The sequence below is a fragment of the Leucobacter sp. PH1c genome, assembly GCF_000633415.1.
GTDB lineage: Bacteria > Actinomycetota > Actinomycetes > Actinomycetales > Microbacteriaceae > Leucobacter.
Genome location: NZ_AYMV01000022.1, coordinates 109738 through 126202, shown reverse-complemented (window position 1 = coordinate 126202; position 16465 = coordinate 109738). Strand labels below are relative to the sequence as shown.

Here is a 16465-nt window from a genome sequence, read left to right as displayed (position 1 = left end):
CCATTGTCGCAGGGTGGCATGACAACGCCCCAGCGGGCACGTGGCTCCGCTGGGGCGTCGACGGGCCTACTCGCGCTCGAAGACCGCGAGCGACTCGAAGTGGTGCGTGTGCGGGAAGATGTCGAAGGCGCGGAGCCCGGTGAGCTCGTACCCCGACTCGCGGAGCGTCTTCGTGTCGCGCGCGAGCGCGACCGGATCGCACGCCACGTAGACGATGTTTGCGGGCGCGAGCTCGACGAGCTGGCCCGTGACGGCACCGCCCGCGCCGGAGCGCGGGGGGTCCAGCACGACCGTGCCGCGGCGCAGCCGATCGCGCACCGAGGCCGGGGCCTGCAGCAACTCGGCCAGGTGCCGGTCGACGCGTGCGGTCAGCGCGAGCGCGCCGACGAGCTCGGCGAGGTTCTCTGCGGCATCGTCGGTCGCGGCCTCCTCGGCCTCGACCGTGGTCACCTTGACGCCGGGGCCCGCGGCCTCCGCCATCGCGGCGGCGAGCAGCCCCGCACCGCCGTAGAGGTCGAGGTTGCCAGCGGCGGGGTCGAAGCGGCCGTCCTCGATCAGCTCGGAGATCGCGTCGCGCACGGCGGAGAAGAGCAGCGCGGGCGCCTCGCGGTGCACCTGCCAGAAACCGCCCGCGCGCACGAGGAATCCGCGGTCCTCGACGAGCTCCTGCACGGCGTCCCGCGCACCCGCGCGGGTCTTCTCGCCGATCATGCCGAGCAGCATGCGGGGATCGTCCGCGGACGGGGCGACGAGGTCGACCGTCGCGACATCGGGCATGACATCGCCGAGCGGGGCGATCTGCGCGATACCGTCGTTCGCGAGCGGCAGCGAGCCGACGGGGATCACCCGGCGGCTGCGCGCCGCGTAGGGGCCGACGACGCCGGTCTCGGGATCGACGTGGAGGCGCACGCGGCTGCGGTAGCCGAGGCCGTTCGTCTCGTCGTCGCCGGGCGCCGCCTCGACGAGCTCGGCGAGCGTCTCCGCGAGATCCTCGCCGTCCTCGGCGGCGAACTCGACGCCGCCGAAGCGCTGCATCGCGTCGGTGAGCACCTCGGCCTTGAGCGCGCGCTGCCGCTCGAGCGCGATGTGGCCGAACTCGGCGCCGCCCGCCCGGTCCTCGGGCGCGCGCTCGATCGCCGCCGCATCCCAGACGTGGGGGCGGCGATCCTCGGAGGCCTCGACCGCCTCGACCGTCACGGCGCGGGCGAACGACTTCTTCTTCGCCTCGGTCACGCGGGCGCGCACGCGCTCGCCGGGGATCGCATCGGCGACGAAGACCACGCGGCCCTCGTGGCGCGCGACGCTCACGCCGCCGTGGGCGATGCCGGTCACGTCGAGCTCGATCTCGGCGCCGACCTCGAGGGGCGCGCCGGCGGGGGTATCAGGGAAAGCCATGCGCCCATTCTCCCACGGTGCCGACGCGCTCGGGCGACGGCACCGCGGGGCGGAGGGCGGAACCCGCCGCCCCGCGGCGCGGCTCAGCCCTGGAGCTTCGCCGGGTCGATGATCTGGTCCGCAGCGGGCGCCTCGATCGAGACGGGCTCGCCCCACTTCGTGTACTCCTGCGTCGCGGTGCCGAGGCCCGCCGTGTTGGGCATGACGATCCGGCGGGGCAGATCATCGGGCCCGATGAACATCTCGTAGACGACCGACTCGCCGAGCGTTTCGATCAGGCTGTCGACCGGCATGTCCTCGGGCATGCTCGCCTCGAACATCCGCTTCGTGTCGAGCGTGAGCGTGAGCTGCGTGGTCTCGACGCCGTCGATCGTGGTGGTGCTCGGGTTGGCCACGAACTCGGTGAGCGCGGCGCGGAAGCCCGCGAGCTGGGTCTCGGGGTTCACCTGGTCGATCATCGCGTCGACGCTCGCGGCCGAGGCGGGATCCGCCGACATGTCGATGAACTTGTTCTGCGACATCGCGCCGAGGTTCATGAAGAGCTTCCCGTCGACGAGGATGATCTCGCTGTCGACGCCGCTCGCCGACATGGTCATGTGCATGCGGGTCTTCTGGGGGTCCGTGCTGAACTCCTGATCGGACTCGACCGAGCCCTCGACGCTGTCGCCCATGTTCATGGAGAGGTGCACCGTGCCCGCGTCGAGCTGGGCGGCGGAGATCCGGTCGATGAAGTTGTCCTCGGTGAGCGGGCCGGAGGGGGCCGCCTGTTTCGCCGACTCGGAGGACGACGCGCCGCCCGTCGCGGGCGAGGCCGCGGGGCCGCCGCAGCCGGTCAGTGCGAGGCCGCCCGCGAGGAGCAGGGCGGCGGTGAAGGTGGTCTTCGCTGAGATCTTCATGTGTCAACGGTAGCGGGCAGACGCCGCGCGCGCTCGGGATCGGGTCGAATGGGCGGGGTCGGCGGGGCGGGCACCGGGTGCGCAGCGGCCCCGCCTCTGCATAGGCTTGCAGGCATGCGCCTCATCCTCGCCTCGACGTCCCCCGCCCGCCTCTTCGTGCTCCGCGGCGCCGGAATCGAGCCCGTGTGCTTCGCCCCCGAGGTTGACGAGGACGCCGCGGTGGCGGCGCGCGAGGCCGAACTCGGCCGCGCGCTCTCGGCGCCCGAGCTCACGGAGTACCTCGGCCGGCTGAAAGCCGAGGACGTCGTGCGGCGGCACGGTGCGGAGATCGCGGAGCTCGGCGGCGGGCTCGTGCTCGGCGGCGACTCGATGTTCCTCCTCGACGGGGAGATCCTCGGGAAGCCACACCGCCCCGAGGTGGCCCTCGCGCGAGCGCGGCAGCACCGCGGGCGCACGGGCGTGCTGCACTCGGGGCACTGGCTCATCGACTGCACGGCGGCGGGCGCCGGCTCGGGCGACGGCGACGGTGCCGACTCGGACGCGGGAGCCGCGGGCCTTCCCGCGGTCGGCGGGGTCGACACCGCGAGCGTGACGCTCTCCGCGGACCTCACCGACGACGAGCTCGCCGCCTACGTGGCGACGGGGGAGCCGCTCGAGCTCGCGGGCGGCTTCGCGATCGACGGCCTCGCGGGGGCGTTCATCGAGCGCATCGAGGGCGCGCCCAGCTGCGTGATCGGGCTCTCGCTGCCGAAGCTGCGCGAGCTCGTGCGCGAGCTGGGGCACGACTACCCCGCGCTCTGGACGGCGCGAGCCTAGGGGCGCCTAGCCCTCCCCGTCCCCGCGGGCCAGCAGCGCCACCGCGAGCGTGGCGATCGTCGTGCCGTCCGCGAGGTCGACGTCGAGCAGCTCCTCGATGAGCGCGAGCCGCTGGTAGAACACCGAGCGGGAGAGCCGCGCCCGCTGGGCGGCGAGCGAGCGGTTCGTGGGGTGGTCGAGGTACGCGCGGAGCACCGCGACGAGGTCGCCCGTGTGCCCGGGGCCGCTCGCGGCGTCGTGGGCGAGGAGCGGGCCGAGCGTCTGCGCGGCGTACTCCTGCACCTCGGGGGCCGCCGAGAGGCCGCGCACGAGGTAGGCGAGCGCCTGCCGCTCCGCCTGCTGCGCCGTGACCCGCCCCACCGCTCCCGACGGGCGCAGCTGCCCGGCCGCGCGCACGCGCTCGAGCGAGGTCGTGAGGCCGCGCACGCCCCGGCTCGCCGCGCCGAGGCCGAGGTGGGCCCGCCAGGACGCGGGGGTGGTCGAGGGCAGCAGCATGTCGAGCTCGCGGGCGAGGCGGGCGGCGAGCGGCGGCGCGGCGTCCCCGTTGGGCGGGGCCACGCGCGGATCGTCCTGCGGGAACGAGAGGATCGCGATCAGCGCGGCGTGGCCCGATGCCGTCTCGTCGTCGGGCACGAGGATCACCCGCCCCTCGGGGGCGACGGCGCGGCGCAGCCCGGTCTCGAGCACGGCCCGTTCGAGCGACTCGTGCGCGCCGAAGTCGCCCGTGCCGCGGAGCGTCGCGCCGATGAGCACGCGCTCGGCGACCGGCAGTCCCGCCGCGGTGAGCTGCGTCGCGAGGTCGGTGTCGCTCCGGAAGCGCCCGCTCAGCAGCGTGTCGAAGAGCTGCTTCGAGCTGAGGCGCAGCCACTGCTCACCGCTCGCATCGGCGAGCCTGCCGAGCGCGAGCGCGAAGGCCCCGAGCTCGAGCACGGTGCGCCGCCCGGCCGGGTGCGGCGGGCCGGGGAGTGCGGAGAGCCGGCCCCAGCGGCGCTCCTGCGCCTCGACGGTGACGCGCTCCGAGCCCGCGGGGAGCGCGATGCCGCCGTCGATGATCGAGCCGCCGTCGGCGGTCGCGCCGCCGTCGGCGGTCGCGCCGCCGTCGGCGGTCGCGCCGCCCGCGGCTGCGGGCTGCCCGGCGGCCCAGGGGCGCAGCACCCGCTCGGGATCCCGGTCCGGCGCGGCCCACGCGATCACGTGCTCCGCCGAGTCTTCGAGCACGACGGGGGCGTCGAGCGTCTCGGCGAGGCGCTCGATCACGTAGTCGACGGGGCTGCGGTTGAGCCCGAGCTCCGTGAGCATGGTGTGCACCTCGGCGCGGGCGGAGAGCGCCTCCGTCTGCGCCGCGAGCACGAGCTGGTGGATCCGCTGCGTGATCTGCACGAAGCGCACCTCGTCGTGGAGCACGATGAGCGGGATCCCGCGCTGCTCGCAGACCCCGGACAGCGCCTCGGGGGCGCGCGCGAAGTGGGTGCCGAGCTCGAACACGACCGCCGCGGGGTTCGCGCCGACGAGCTTGCGGGCGAGCTCGTCGAGAGCGGCGCGATCCGTCGGCCACCCGGCACCGGTGGTGAGGATCAGTTCGTCGCCGTCGAGCAGATCGAGCGCGCCCGTGCCGGCCACGACGTGGGCCCAGCGCAGGCTGCGCGACAGGCCGTTCGCGCCCGCGACGAGCTCCGGGTCGCCCGCGCGCAGCTCGGGGAGCGCGAGCACGTCGGCGACCGTGATGGGGATGAATTCGGGGGCGGGATTCTGCATGTCAGTCATATTGTACGGTTTTCGGGCGATTCTGCGATGCTTTGTCGGTCGTGCTGCGGAGTGGTCGCTGTCACACTGGTCTCACCGGGGCCGAGAGCTCCGAACACATTGCCCGGAATGGCCCGGGCGGTGCACCGAACCCACGAGATGGAAAGTCAGAGGGCGAACAGCATGGCACGTATTCCCCACGTCATCGGCGGCGAGAAGGTCGACGCAGGCGAGCGCACCCAGGCAGTCTTCAACCCGGCCACGGGCGAGCAGCAGCACGAGCTCGGCATCGCTTCGGTCGAGACGGTCGAGCAGGCGATCGCCGCCGCGCAGGCCGCACTCCCGATGTGGCGCAAGACGAGCCTCACGAAGCGCGCCGACGTCTTCTTCAACCTGCGCCAGCTGCTCAAGCAGCGCACCCCCGAGCTCGCGGCGATCGTCACGAGCGAGCACGGCAAGGTGCTCTCCGACGCCGCGGGCGAGATCGCGCGCGGCCTGGAGAACGTTGAGTTCGCCTCGGGCCTCCTCCACCTCCTCAAGGGCGAGCGCGACGAGCAGGTCTCGACCGGTGTCGACGTGCACTCGGTGAAGCAGCCCGTCGGCGTCGTCGCGGCGATCACCCCCTTCAACTTCCCGGTCATGGTTCCGCTGTGGATGATCGCGTCGGCGATCGCCTGCGGCAACACCGTCGTCCTGAAGCCCTCCGAGCGCGACCCCTCCGCCTCGGTCTTCATCGCCGACCTCTTCCGCGAGGCCGGCCTGCCCGACGGCGTGCTCAACGTCGTGCACGGCGACAAGGTCGCGGTCGACACCCTGCTCGACAGCCCCTCCGTCAAGGCGATCAGCTTCGTCGGCTCGACCCCCATCGCGAAGTACATCTACGAGCGCGCAGCGGCGAACGGCAAGCGCGTCCAGGCCCTCGGCGGCGCGAAGAACCACATGATCGTCATGCCCGACGCCGACCTCAACATGTCGGCCGACGCCGCGGTCTCCGCCGCGTACGGCTCGGCGGGCGAGCGCTGCATGGCCGTCTCCGTGGTCGTCGCCGTCGGCAACGTGGGCGACGAGCTCGTCCAGAAGATCGCCGATCGCATGAAGGACCTGAAGATCGGCGACGGCACCGACCCCGCTTCGGAGATGGGCCCGCTCATCACGAAGGAGGCCAAGGAGCGCGTCGAGTCCTACGTCGCGGGCGCCGCGGCCGAGGGCGCGACCGTCGTCGTCGACGGCCGCGAGACCCAGTTCGAGGGCAACGGCTTCTTCACCGGCGTCTCGCTCATCGATCACGTGAAGACCGACTCGAAGGTCTACCGCGAGGAGATCTTCGGCCCCGTGCTCGCCGTCGTCCGCGTGGACACCTACGAGGAGGGCGTCAAGCTCATCAACGAGCACCAGTTCGGCAACGGCACCGCGATCTTCACGCGCGACGGCGGCCTCGCCCGCCAGTTCGAGTTCGAGGTCGAGGCCGGCATGGTCGGCATCAACGTGCCGATCCCCGTTCCCGTCGGCTCGTTCTCGTTCGGCGGCTGGAAGGACTCGCTCTTCGGCGACGCGCACATCTACGGCCCCGAGTCGGTCCACTTCTACACCCGCTCGAAGGTCGTCACCACCCGCTGGCCGAACCCGGACCAGTCGAAGGTCGACCTCGGCTTCCCGAGCAACAGCTAAGACGGAATCGAAGGAGACTGAGTCATGGCTGACTACATCGATCTGAACGGCGCCGAGCAGCAGTTCGGGGACACCGAGGCGCAGCGCGAGGTGCGCGCGAACGATCGCCAGTACGTCTTCCACTCGTGGTCGGCGCAGGGGGCCATCAACCCCCTGCCCATCGCGAAGGGCGAGGGCGTGCGGTTCTGGGACTACGACGGCACCGAGTATCTCGACTTCTCGTCGCAGCTCGTGAACCTGAACCTGGGGCACCAGCACCCGGGCCTCGTCCGCGCGATCCAGGAGCAGGCGGGCCGTCTTGCGACGATCCAGCCCGCGCTCGCGAACGATGTGCGCGGCGAGCTCGCGAAGCGCATCGTCGAGCACTCCTTCGAGGGGGCCCGCTCGGTGTTCTTCACCAACGGCGGCGCCGACGCGATCGAGTACGCCGTCCGCATGGCGCGTCACCACACGGGGCGCCAGAAGGTGCTCTCGCGCTACCGCTCGTACCACGGCTCCACCGGCACCGCGATCACCCTCACGGGTGAGCCGCGCCGCTGGGCCAACGGCACGCTCGACGCCGGCGTGGTCCACTTCATCGGACCCTACGCCTACCGCTCGGCGTTCTACGCCGAGACCCCGGAGCAGGAGTCGGAGCGCGCGCTCGCGCACCTGCGCCAGACGATCGAGCTCGAGGGCCCCGGCACGATCGCCGCGATCATCCTCGAGTCCGTGACCGGCACGAACGGCATCCTCGTTCCGCCGCCCGGCTACCTCGAGGGCGTCCGCGCGCTCTGCGACGAGTTCGGCATCGTCATGGTCTGCGATGAGGTCATGGCGGGCTTCGGCCGCACGGGCGAGTGGTTCGCGTACCAGGCGTTCGGCGTGAACCCGGACCTCGTGACCTTCGCGAAGGGCGTCAACTCGGGGTACGTGCCGCTCGGCGGCGTCGTGATCAGCGAGGCGATCCACGCCACGTTCGAAGAGCGCTCGTTCCCCGGCGGCCTCACGTACTCGGGGCATCCGCTCGCGTGCGCCGCCGGCGTTGCCACCTTCGATATCTTCGAGGAGGAGGGGATCCTGGAGCGCGTGCGCGATCTGGGTGAGCGCGTCGTGCGCCCCCGGCTCGAGGCGATGGCTGCGAAGCACCCGTCGGTCGGCGAGGTGCGCGGCACCGGCCTCTTCTGGGCGATCGAGCTCGTGAAGAACGGCGAGACGCGCGAGCCGCTCGTTCCGTTCAATGCGGCGGGCGAGGCTGCGGCTCCGTTCAACGCGGTTGTCGCGGCGTGCAAGTCGGCCGGCCTGTGGCCCTTCGCCGCGGGCAACCGCCTGCAGGTGGCGCCCCCGCTGATCATCTCCGAGGACGACCTCATCGCCGGTCTCGAGATCATCGACGCGGCGCTCGACGTCGCGGACGGCTACGTCACGGCGTAATCGCTCGGGTCCCGCAGGGCCGGATCCCCGTTTCGGGGGTCCGGCCCTGCGGCATTTCCGGGACGCATCGCGTGCATGTACATAGGGCCACTATGGATATTGTGCTACGCTGTGGTGCTGTGAGTGAAGAATGCAGTGCAATCGCCTCCGGGAAAGATCGTGAGGCTCTGGAACTCCTGCTCGCCACCAGCCGATTCACGCGGACCCTCGGCCGCGTGCCCGGAGTGCACCACTCGACGGTGGCGTGGCGCGTGCTCGGCGAGGTGAGCCGCACCCCCACCCGCGTGAGCGCGCTCGCTCAGCAGCAGCGCGTGGCGCAGCCCACCATGACGGCGCTCGTGCAGCGCCTCGAGGGGGAGGGGTGGCTCACGCGCGGCCCCGATCCCGAGGACGGCCGCGCCACGCTCGTGTCCGTGACCGACGCGGGACGGGCGGCTCTCGCCGAGTACCGCGCGACCGCTGCGGCGGCGGTCGACCCGCACCTCGCGCAGCTCTCCGACTTCGACCGCGCCACGCTTCTGCGCGCCGCCGAGCTGCTCCAGCAGCTCAGCGACCGCATCGACGCCGCCGCTCGCTGACGTCGTCGCGAGACCAGCCCCACCGATTCCGTAAAGGAGACTCCCACGTCCACTCAGGCCGCACCCCAGACCGCGCAGGCTTCCGTCCCGCGCCCCTCGATCCTGAAGCAGCCCACCGCGGTGTGGGCGATCGCCTTCGCCTGCGCCGTGTCGTTCATGGGGATCGGACTCGTCGATCCCATCCTTCCCGCGATCAGTCGGGAGCTCGGCGCGACGCCGAGCGAGACGATGCTGCTCTTCACGAGCTACCTGTTCATTACGGGCATCGCGATGTTCTTCACGAGCTGGGTGTCGAGCCGGATCGGGGTGAAGCGCACGCTCCTCGCGGGCCTCGTGCTCGTGGTGGTGTTCGCCGCCCTCGCCGGAGCGGCGGGGTCGGTCGACGCGATCATCGGCTTCCGCGCGGGCTGGGGGCTCGGCAACGCGCTCTTCATCTCGACGGCGCTCGCGGCGATCGTGGGTGCGGCGGCGGGCGGCGCGCGCCAGGCGATCGTGCTCTACGAGGCGGCGCTCGGGATCGGGCTCGCCACGGGCCCGCTGATCGGCGGGGCCCTCGGCTCGGTCTCGTGGCGCGGCCCGTTCTTCGGCACGGCGACGCTCATGGCGATCGCGCTTCTCGCGATCCTCGTCCTGCTCCGCAGCCCGCGGCCCGCGGCGGGGGCCGGTGCCGAGCCGGTCGCGAAGGTGTCGATTCTCGCGAGCTTCCGCGCACTGCGCACGCCGGCGCTCCTGGCGCTGTCGCTCGTGGCGCTCTGCTACAACTTCGGCTTCTTCATGCTGCTCGCCTACAGCCCGTACCCGCTCGAAGCGGCTGCGCACGCGAGCGGCAGTGAGTTCGGCGCGAGCGAGCTCGGCCTCGTGTTCTTCGGCTGGGGTCTCGCCCTCGCGATCACCTCGGTGCTCGTGGCACCCGTGCTCACGCGGCGGCTCGGTCTGCGCCCCGTGCTCTTCGCGATGCTCGGAGGCCTCACGGTCTGCCTGATCCTGCTCGGTGTCCTCATCGACTCGGTGCCCGGCCTCGTCACCGTCATCGTGGTGAGCGGCCTGCTGCTCGGTGTGATGAACACGGCGCTCACGGAGGCGGTCATGGAGGCGACGGAGCTGCCGCGGAACGTGGCCTCGTCGACCTACTCGGGCGTGCGCTTCATGGGCGGCGCGATCGCCCCGGCCATCGCCGGTCCCCTCGCCGCGGCATTCGGCGCCCCCGTGCCCTACTACGTGGGCGCCGCCGCCGTGGTGCTCGCCATCGTCGCGCTGCTCATCGGCGGGCGCGCGCTCGCGCACATCGGCCGCCCGCACGAGACGGCAGCGGGGGAGGCCGCGGCCATCACCGCGGGCGACGCGTAGGCGCCTAGCGCGGGTCGGGGAGGCTGAAGCCCGCGGTGAGCTCGTCGGTGAGGGCCTCGCGGATGACGCGGCCGATCTCGTCGAGTCGCCCCACCATGCGCGAACTCGGTGCGGAGACGCTCACGGCAGCGATGGCGCGTCCGGCGAAGAGCACGGGAACGGACACGCAGGTGATTCCCGGCTCGTTCTCCTCGTGCTCCACCGCGTAGCCGCGCGCGGCGGCCTCGGAGATCCGGGGCCAGAGCGCGGAGGGGTCGTCCCCGAGGAAGCGGCCGAGCTCCTCCGGCCCCTGGCAGTCGACGCTCAGGATCGCGCGCCCGAGCGCCGTCCTCCGCATCTCGTAGCGCGCACCGATGTAGGAGCTCACTCGCATGTCCCGGTCGGGCTCGACCTTGTCGATGTAGCGCACGAACCGCCCCTCGGGGATCGCGGCGTGCGCCGTCTCGTTGACCTCGGTGCACACTGTGAGGAGCGCGCGATGGAGCATCGGGCGCATCCCGTCGCGTGAGATGAAGGTGTCCGCGATGCCGAGCGCTGCGGGGCCGAGCGCGTAGTTCCCCGTGTCCGGGTCCTGCACCGCGAAGAAGCGGTGCTTCAGCGCGTTGAGGGAGCGGTGCACGCTCGCCTTGTCCTCGCCCAACCGCGCGGCGATCACGCCGAGGGCCTCGCCCCCCGTGTCGAAGTCCGCGAGGCAGGTGAGCACGCGCAGCGCGCGATCGACGCTGAGGATCGGGCTCGGGCCGTCGTTCAGTGCGGGGAGCTCGAGCTCGGTGTTCGCCCGGCGGTCGGGCTGCTGCTTGGTCATTCGCGTCGCTCCTCGTAGGTGCTCGTGCGCAGTGCCGCGCGCTCGGAGGGGCGTGGCGTGCGCTCTCCGAAGCGGCTATTGCGCATCGTGAAACGTTCCTTGGAACCAGTTTGCACGATAACTGAGATGTGTGTGTACACTATCGCTAGACGAAACGAGCGTTTTGCAGAACGAAACAAAGGGGTCTCCGTTCCATGTCATCAGAGTGGTCAATGTCGAAGCTTGCTCGCGACTATCCTGCGTCCGCCATCCGCGCGATGTTCGAGCGCGTCGCTGCGTACGACGGCGTGACGAAGCTCACCGTCGGCGAGCCCGACTTCGACACTCCCGAGCACATCGTCGAGGCGGCCATCGCTTCGCTCCGCGCCGGCGAGACCCGCTACAGCGCGAACGCGGGGATCCCGGAGTTCCGCTCGGCCATCGCCCGTCACTACGGGGAACGCTGGGGCCGCGAGCTCGACGAGCGCAACGTCATGGTTGCGGTCGGCGGGATGGAGGCGCTCCTCCTCGCGCTCAGCGTCGTCCTCGACCGCGGCGACGACATCCTCGTCCCGGATCCGGCGTACCCGAACTACCACGGCCAGATCCACATGCTCGGCGCGCGCGCCATCCGGGTCCCGCTCTCCGCTGCCGCGGGCTTCCGCCTCACCGCAGCGGACGTCGAGGCCCGGCTGACCCCGAACACCCGCGCGGTGCTCGTCAACTCCCCGTCGAACCCCCTCGGGGTGATGATCGCCGAGGACGAGCTCCGCGCGCTCGCCCGCCTCGCGGACGAGCGGAACTTCGTGCTCATCTCGGACGAGGTCTACGACCGGATCGTCTACGACGGGCGCCGTCACCTCTCGGTTGCGGCGATCGATCCGGCGTTCGACCGCTTCCTCATCGTGAACTCGCTCTCGAAGAGCTTCGCGATGACCGGGTGGCGCAGCGGCTTCGTCGTCGGCCCCGCGTCGCTCATCGAGCCGATGCCGCGCATGCAGGAGGGCATCACCTCGTGCCTCCCGGTGTTCATCCAGCGCGCCGGGATCGCGGCGCTCGAGGGGCCGGAGTCGGCCACGCAGCGGATGGTCGACGCGTACGAGCGCCGCCGCGATCTGGTGGTCGCGGGCATCCGGGCGACTCCGGGGCTCGACTGCATCGTTCCCGAGGGCGCGTTCTACCTCTTCGCCGATATCCGGGGCACCGGCCGCGGGAGCGACGAGTTCGCGAACGGGCTGCTCGAAGAGCAGCGCGTCGCGGTCATCCCCGGCACCGCGTTCGGTGAGAGCGGCGAAGGGTTCATCCGGATCTCCTTCGCGGCGAACGAGGCGACCATCCAGGACGCGCTCGCGGGCATCGGCGCGTACGCCGCCGAACTCGGCTAGCCCGCAGCTTTTCACTCCCATCCAGCACGCGCTCATCGGAGAGCGCGCACACCAGAAAAGAGAACACACATGAAGAATCGGAAGATGATCGCAGCGATCGGCATCGTCGCCGCCGCCGCGCTCGGCCTCATCGGCTGCTCGAACGCCGGCGGCGGCTCGGGCGATGCCGCTGCGGGCAACGAGCTCAACCTGCTCACCCCGGGCGAGCTTCGGATCGGCATGGACACGGTGTCGAAGCCGTTCGCCTACGCCGAGGGCGACGAGTTCAAGGGCTTCGATGTCGAGCTCATGACCCACATGGCCGAATCGCTCGACCTCACCCCTGAGTTCGTCGGCATGGAGTTCGCATCGCTGCTCCCCAACGTCGTCAACGGGCAGCTCGATACGGTGTCGTCCGCCGTGTCGATCAACGAGGAGCGCAAGAAGACCGTCGACTTCAGCGACGGCTACTTCATCGCGTACTACACCGTCATGACGACCCCCGGCACGGGGATCACCGACCAGGCGTCGCTCGCGGGGAAGAAAGTCGGCGTGCTCCAGGGCACGTTCCAGGACAAGTGGGCGACCGAGCACTTTACGGGCGCCGAGATCGTCCGGTTCACGGATCACAACCTCACCTTCGCCGCGCTGAAGAACGGCACGATCGATGCCCAGTTCTTCGATCTCGCCGTCGCGAACGACTACATCGCGGAGAACCCGGGCATGGAGCTCGAGCTCGCCTTCGACGTCCCGGCCGAGGACTCGCCCCACGGCTTCCCCGTGAAGAAGGGCAACGACGCACTGCGCGAGGCGCTCAACACCGCGCTCGCCGAGGCGATCGCGGACGGGACGTATCAGGAGCTCTTCGAGCAGTACTTCCCCGGTCAGCCGCTCGCGGAGAAGTTCCAGCCGTAGTCCGGGCGCCGGGTGACGGCGGGCCCGCGCCCGTCGTCACCCGGACCGACCGATTCCAGGAGGAATCATGAACGACTTCATCGACTCATTCTTCAACAGCGAGGTGATCTTCACCGCGCTGCCGTCGATCCTCGCGTACGGGCTGTGGAACACCCTCATCCTCGCCCTCACCTCGACCGCGATCGGCGTCGTCATCGGCCTCGTGCTCGCGGTGTTCGGCGTGAGCCGCAGCTGGATCCTCCGCGCGATCGCGCGGGTCTACACCGATGTGCTGCGCGGTCTGCCGGCGATCCTCACGATCCTGCTCGTCGGCCTCAGCCTCGCCGCCCCGCTCCGCGGAGTCACGGGCGGCAACCCGTACTTCCTCGCGATCTTCGCGCTCAGCCTCATCGCGGGCGCCTACATCGGCGAGATCTTCCGCGGCGGCATCCTCGCGATCGACAAGGGCCAGATGGAGGCGAGCCGCGCGCTCGGCATGTCCTACGGTGCCTCCATGCGGCTCGTCGTCGTCCCGCAGGCCGCGCGCCAGGTCCTGCCGAGCCTCGTGAACCAGTTCATCTCGATCGTCAAGGACACCTCGCTCGTCTACATCCTCGGCCTCATCACCACCCAGCGCGACCTGTTCCGGGTAGGGCAGGACACCGCGGTGCAGACCGGCAACCTGTCTCCGCTCGTGCTCGCGGGGCTGTTCTACCTGGTGATCACGGTCCCGCTCACCCACCTCGTGAACTTCATCGATCATCGGCTCCGGAATGGAAAGCCCGCCAAGAAGGTCCTCGATCCCGAGCAGGATCTCCGCACCGCCGCCGTCGACATCAAGGGAGAGGAGCCCGTTCGATGAACGCGCGCACCACCACCGCCCCGAACGATCTCGCGATCGAGCTCGTCGGGCTGCAGAAGAGCTTCGGGCACGTCGAGGTGCTCACCGACATCAACCTCGGGGTCCGCCCCGGCGAGACCGTCTGCATCATCGGCCCGTCGGGCAGTGGGAAATCGACCGTGCTGCGCTGCATGAACCGGCTCGAAGAGCCGAGCGGCGGTGTCGTGAAGCTCCAGGGCGAGGACGTATCGGGCGGCAACGTCGACCAGCTCCGCCGCCGCGTCGGCATGGTGTTCCAGCACTTCAACCTCTTCCCGCACAAGTCGGTCCTCGACAACATCGTGCTCCCGCTGCGCCAGGTGCGGCGGATGGGGAAGGCCGAGGCCACCGAGCTCGCGCTCGCGCGTCTCGCCGACGTCGGGCTCCGGGAGCGCGCGGACGCGCGCCCGGCGAGCCTCTCCGGCGGGCAGAAGCAGCGCGTCGCGATCGCCCGCGCGCTCGCCATGGAGCCCGAGGTGATGCTGTTCGACGAGGCAACGAGCGCGCTCGATCCCGAGCTCGTGAAGGGCGTTCTCGCGCTCATGACGTCGCTCGCCGAATCGGGGATGACGATGGTCGTCGTGACCCACGAGATGGGTTTCGCTCGCACGGTGGCCGATCGCGTCGTCTTCATGGACAAGGGCGTCGTCGTCGAGGAAGGCACGCCCGAGGAGATCTTCGACCGGCCCCGCACGCATCGGCTCCGCACCTTCCTGAGCCAGGTCCTATAGCGACCGAACTCCTCCCGCTCCGGCCCCGGGGCGGAGCGCCAGCGCCCGGCTCCGGGCGCGCACCACCACAACGAAGTGAGGACGAACATGACGACGACGGCCCCCCGATTCGGCGCGTGGATCGCGCTCCCCTCGGCGATCGCCGCGGAGCAGATCGCGCGAGAGGCGTTTGACTACGTCTGCATCGACGGGCAGCACGGCCTCCTCGGCTACGCGGAGACGCGTGACGCGCTCGTCGCGATCACCGCGGGCGGGGGCACCCCGTTCGTGCGTGTCGTCGCGAACCGGGCCGAGGAGATCGGGCGCATGCTCGATGCGGGCGCGCGCGGGATCATCGTCCCGCTCATCGACAGCGTCGCCGACGCCGAAGCCGCGGTCCGCGCAGCGCGCTACCCGGTCTCCGGGGGCGGTCGCTCCTGGGGGCCGGCGCGGGCGGGGGAGCACGCCACGGGTAGCCCCGCGCGCATCGATGGCGGCGTGACGCTGCTCGTGATGATCGAGACCCGCGCCGCGCTCGCGGAGGTCGAGACGATCCTCGACGTCCCGGGCGTGGACGGCGTCTACGTCGGACCGTACGACCTCTCGCTCGCGCTCGGCGCGAGCGCACCGTTCGAGGACGCGATCCTGCCCGCGCTCGACGCGGCGATCGAGCGGATCCGCGTCGCGGCGGAGACCCGCGGCAAGATCGCCGGGATCCACTGCGCCGACGGCAGCACGGCGGCCCGGCGCGCACGCGAGGGCTTCACGTTCGTCACCGCGGCCACCGATCTGCTCGCGCTCCGCTCGGGCCTCCGGAGCGAGCTCACCGCGGCTCGGGCGGGCGCCTGAGCGCCGAGGGCGCCCGAGCCCCGACCGGGGGCTCGCCCCGCACGACGGGAACCGCGGCCGGTTCCCGTGAGACACCAGACACTGCACCACAAAGGAGAACACGCATGCGTTCAGCGCGCTATCAGGGGGCACGGGACTTCCGTGTCGAGGAAATCGAAGCGGCGGCACCCGCTGCGGGCGAGGTGCAGATCAGGGTCGCGTACGCCGGCATCTGCGGCACCGATCTCCACATCTTCCACGGCCACATGGATGCCCGGGTGACCGCCCCGCAGGCCATCGGACACGAGATGAGCGGCACGGTCGCCGCACTCGGCGACGGCGTCACTGGGCTCGTGATCGGACAGCCGGTGACGGTGATGCCGCTCGCGCCCTGCAACGATTGCCCGGCCTGCCGCGCTGGCCACTCCCACATCTGCCAGAACCTCGACTTCATCGGGATCGAGACGCCCGGCGCGCTGCAGGAGCTCTGGACCGTGCCCGCGCACGCGGTCGTCCCGCTCGACCCGTCGCTCTCGCTGGCGCACGCCGCGCTCATCGAGCCGCTCGCCGTCGCGTGCCACGACGTGCGTCGCGCGCGACTCGCCTCCGGGGAGTTCGCGGTGATCATCGGCGGCGGCCCCATCGGGCAGCTCATCGCCCTCGTCGCCCAGGCGACGGGCGCCCGCGTCGTGCTCTTCGAGCCCAACGCTGAGCGGCGCGCGGTATCCGCAGAGCTCGGCATCGAGGCCGTCGACCCGCTCGCGCTCGATCCCGTCGCTCTCGTCGAGGAGCGCACCGGCGGAGCGGGGGCCGACGTCGTCTTCGAAGTGGCCGGTGTCGCACCGACGGCTCTCCAGAGCGTCGAGTTCGCCCGGGTGCGTGGCCGGATCGTCATCGTCGCCATCCACCCGAACCCCGTGCCGATGAACCTGCACCGCATGTTCTGGCGCGAACTCGAGATCCTCGGCGCACGCGTGTACGAGCGAGCGGACTTCGAGCGGGCCGCCGCCCTCCTCACGGCGGGGGAGATGCCCGTCGACACACTCATCACCGAGATCATCCCGCTCGAGCGCGTGCAGCAGGCCTTTGAGCGCCTCGAGCGCGCAGATGCGATGAAGCTGCTCGTCGCGGTCGCCGAGTAGCGGCACA

Annotated in this window: 15 protein-coding genes; 11 read left to right on the top strand and 4 right to left on the bottom strand. The window is 71.2% G+C overall.

All coding sequences use genetic code 11. The features are described 5' to 3' along the window. Window positions 1-66 precede the first annotated feature (66 nt). Together U874_RS0108490 and U874_RS0108485 are read right to left on the bottom strand one after the other, a co-directional pair. The gene (locus U874_RS0108490; RefSeq protein ID WP_025134112.1) at window positions 67-1395 is read right to left on the bottom strand and encodes a class I SAM-dependent RNA methyltransferase; all 1329 of its coding nucleotides are present in this window, start codon (window positions 1393-1395) and stop codon (window positions 67-69) included. 83 nt (window positions 1396-1478) lie between these two features. Then, on the bottom strand, window positions 1479-2291 hold the full coding sequence (locus U874_RS0108485) for a hypothetical protein (protein WP_025134111.1): 813 nt from the start codon (window positions 2289-2291) through the stop codon (window positions 1479-1481). A gap of 114 nt (window positions 2292-2405) precedes the next feature. Between U874_RS0108485 and U874_RS0108480 the strand changes: the two genes are divergently transcribed. Then, the gene (locus U874_RS0108480) at window positions 2406-3107 is read left to right on the top strand and encodes a nucleoside triphosphate pyrophosphatase (protein ID WP_025134110.1); all 702 of its coding nucleotides are present in this window, start codon (window positions 2406-2408) and stop codon (window positions 3105-3107) included. Between the two features lie 6 nt (window positions 3108-3113). Here the strand turns inward: U874_RS0108480 and U874_RS0108475 are convergent, their stop codons facing one another. After that, complete coding sequence (locus tag U874_RS0108475) at window positions 3114-4862, bottom strand: PucR family transcriptional regulator (protein ID WP_025134109.1); 1749 nt, start codon at window positions 4860-4862, stop codon at window positions 3114-3116. 171 nt (window positions 4863-5033) lie between these two features. Between U874_RS0108475 and U874_RS0108470 the strand changes: the two genes are divergently transcribed. From U874_RS0108470 to U874_RS0108455, 4 genes are all read left to right on the top strand, one after another. Further along, window positions 5034-6518, top strand: coding sequence for a CoA-acylating methylmalonate-semialdehyde dehydrogenase (locus U874_RS0108470; protein WP_025134108.1), 1485 nt, complete (start codon window positions 5034-5036; stop codon window positions 6516-6518). Between the two features lie 24 nt (window positions 6519-6542). Further along, window positions 6543-7931, top strand: a complete 1389-nt coding sequence (locus U874_RS0108465; RefSeq protein ID WP_025134107.1) for an aspartate aminotransferase family protein — start codon at window positions 6543-6545, stop codon at window positions 7929-7931. A 215-nt stretch (window positions 7932-8146) separates the two neighbouring features. Next, entirely contained in the window at window positions 8147-8509 is a 363-nt protein-coding gene (locus U874_RS14285; RefSeq protein WP_232755890.1) for a MarR family winged helix-turn-helix transcriptional regulator, read from the top strand. Window positions 8510-8629: 120 nt separating this feature from the next. Further along, window positions 8630-9856 (top strand): MFS transporter, encoded by a 1227-nt coding sequence (locus U874_RS0108455; RefSeq protein WP_025134105.1) that lies wholly within the window; start codon window positions 8630-8632, stop codon window positions 9854-9856. Between the two features lie 4 nt (window positions 9857-9860). Here U874_RS0108455 and U874_RS0108450 read toward each other — a convergent pair whose 3' ends face one another. Further along, entirely contained in the window at window positions 9861-10661 is an 801-nt protein-coding gene (locus U874_RS0108450; RefSeq protein WP_025134104.1) for an IclR family transcriptional regulator, read from the bottom strand. Window positions 10662-10873: 212 nt separating this feature from the next. On the opposite strand from U874_RS0108450, the gene U874_RS0108445 reads away from it, so the two are divergent. The 6 genes from U874_RS0108445 to U874_RS0108420 all read left to right on the top strand — a co-directional run bounded on the left by U874_RS0108445 (window position 10874) and on the right by U874_RS0108420 (window position 16458). After that, window positions 10874-12025, top strand: a complete 1152-nt coding sequence (locus tag U874_RS0108445) for a pyridoxal phosphate-dependent aminotransferase (RefSeq protein WP_051582850.1) — start codon at window positions 10874-10876, stop codon at window positions 12023-12025. 69 nt (window positions 12026-12094) lie between these two features. Then, window positions 12095-12919 carry an ABC transporter substrate-binding protein gene (locus U874_RS0108440; protein ID WP_025134102.1) on the top strand — a complete coding sequence of 275 codons (825 nt, stop codon included), beginning with the start codon at window positions 12095-12097 and terminating at the stop codon, window positions 12917-12919. Between the two features lie 67 nt (window positions 12920-12986). Continuing rightward, entirely contained in the window at window positions 12987-13760 is a 774-nt protein-coding gene (locus U874_RS0108435) for an amino acid ABC transporter permease (RefSeq protein ID WP_025134101.1), read from the top strand. After that, window positions 13757-14509, top strand: coding sequence for an amino acid ABC transporter ATP-binding protein (locus U874_RS0108430; RefSeq protein ID WP_025134100.1), 753 nt, complete (start codon window positions 13757-13759; stop codon window positions 14507-14509). The genes U874_RS0108435 and U874_RS0108430 overlap by 4 nt, the downstream gene beginning before the upstream one ends. A gap of 87 nt (window positions 14510-14596) precedes the next feature. Then, window positions 14597-15337, top strand: a complete 741-nt coding sequence (locus tag U874_RS0108425) for an HpcH/HpaI aldolase/citrate lyase family protein (RefSeq protein WP_025134099.1) — start codon at window positions 14597-14599, stop codon at window positions 15335-15337. Window positions 15338-15441: 104 nt separating this feature from the next. Beyond that, window positions 15442-16458: a (R,R)-butanediol dehydrogenase gene (locus U874_RS0108420; RefSeq protein WP_025134098.1), complete on the top strand. Its 1017-nt coding sequence runs from the start codon at window positions 15442-15444 to the stop codon at window positions 16456-16458. Window positions 16459-16465 lie beyond the last annotated feature (7 nt).

What these genes read in the sequence shown, in the direction of transcription:
- U874_RS0108490 (WP_025134112.1), bottom strand. Translation starts at nt 1,395, where the DNA reads ATGGCTTTCCCTGATACCCCCGCCGGCGCGCCCCTCGAGGTCGGCGCC.
- U874_RS0108485 (WP_025134111.1), bottom strand. Translation starts at nt 2,291, where the DNA reads ATGAAGATCTCAGCGAAGACCACCTTCACCGCCGCCCTGCTCCTCGCG.
- U874_RS0108480 (WP_025134110.1), top strand. Translation starts at nt 2,406, where the DNA reads ATGCGCCTCATCCTCGCCTCGACGTCCCCCGCCCGCCTCTTCGTGCTC.
- U874_RS0108475 (WP_025134109.1), bottom strand. Translation starts at nt 4,862, where the DNA reads ATGCAGAATCCCGCCCCCGAATTCATCCCCATCACGGTCGCCGACGTG.
- U874_RS0108470 (WP_025134108.1), top strand. Translation starts at nt 5,034, where the DNA reads ATGGCACGTATTCCCCACGTCATCGGCGGCGAGAAGGTCGACGCAGGC.
- U874_RS0108465 (WP_025134107.1), top strand. Translation starts at nt 6,543, where the DNA reads ATGGCTGACTACATCGATCTGAACGGCGCCGAGCAGCAGTTCGGGGAC.
- U874_RS0108450 (WP_025134104.1), bottom strand. Translation starts at nt 10,661, where the DNA reads ATGACCAAGCAGCAGCCCGACCGCCGGGCGAACACCGAGCTCGAGCTC.
- U874_RS0108445 (WP_051582850.1), top strand. Translation starts at nt 10,874, where the DNA reads ATGTCGAAGCTTGCTCGCGACTATCCTGCGTCCGCCATCCGCGCGATG.
- U874_RS0108440 (WP_025134102.1), top strand. Translation starts at nt 12,095, where the DNA reads ATGAAGAATCGGAAGATGATCGCAGCGATCGGCATCGTCGCCGCCGCC.
- U874_RS0108435 (WP_025134101.1), top strand. Translation starts at nt 12,987, where the DNA reads ATGAACGACTTCATCGACTCATTCTTCAACAGCGAGGTGATCTTCACC.
- U874_RS0108430 (WP_025134100.1), top strand. Translation starts at nt 13,757, where the DNA reads ATGAACGCGCGCACCACCACCGCCCCGAACGATCTCGCGATCGAGCTC.
- U874_RS0108425 (WP_025134099.1), top strand. Translation starts at nt 14,597, where the DNA reads ATGACGACGACGGCCCCCCGATTCGGCGCGTGGATCGCGCTCCCCTCG.
- U874_RS0108420 (WP_025134098.1), top strand. Translation starts at nt 15,442, where the DNA reads ATGCGTTCAGCGCGCTATCAGGGGGCACGGGACTTCCGTGTCGAGGAA.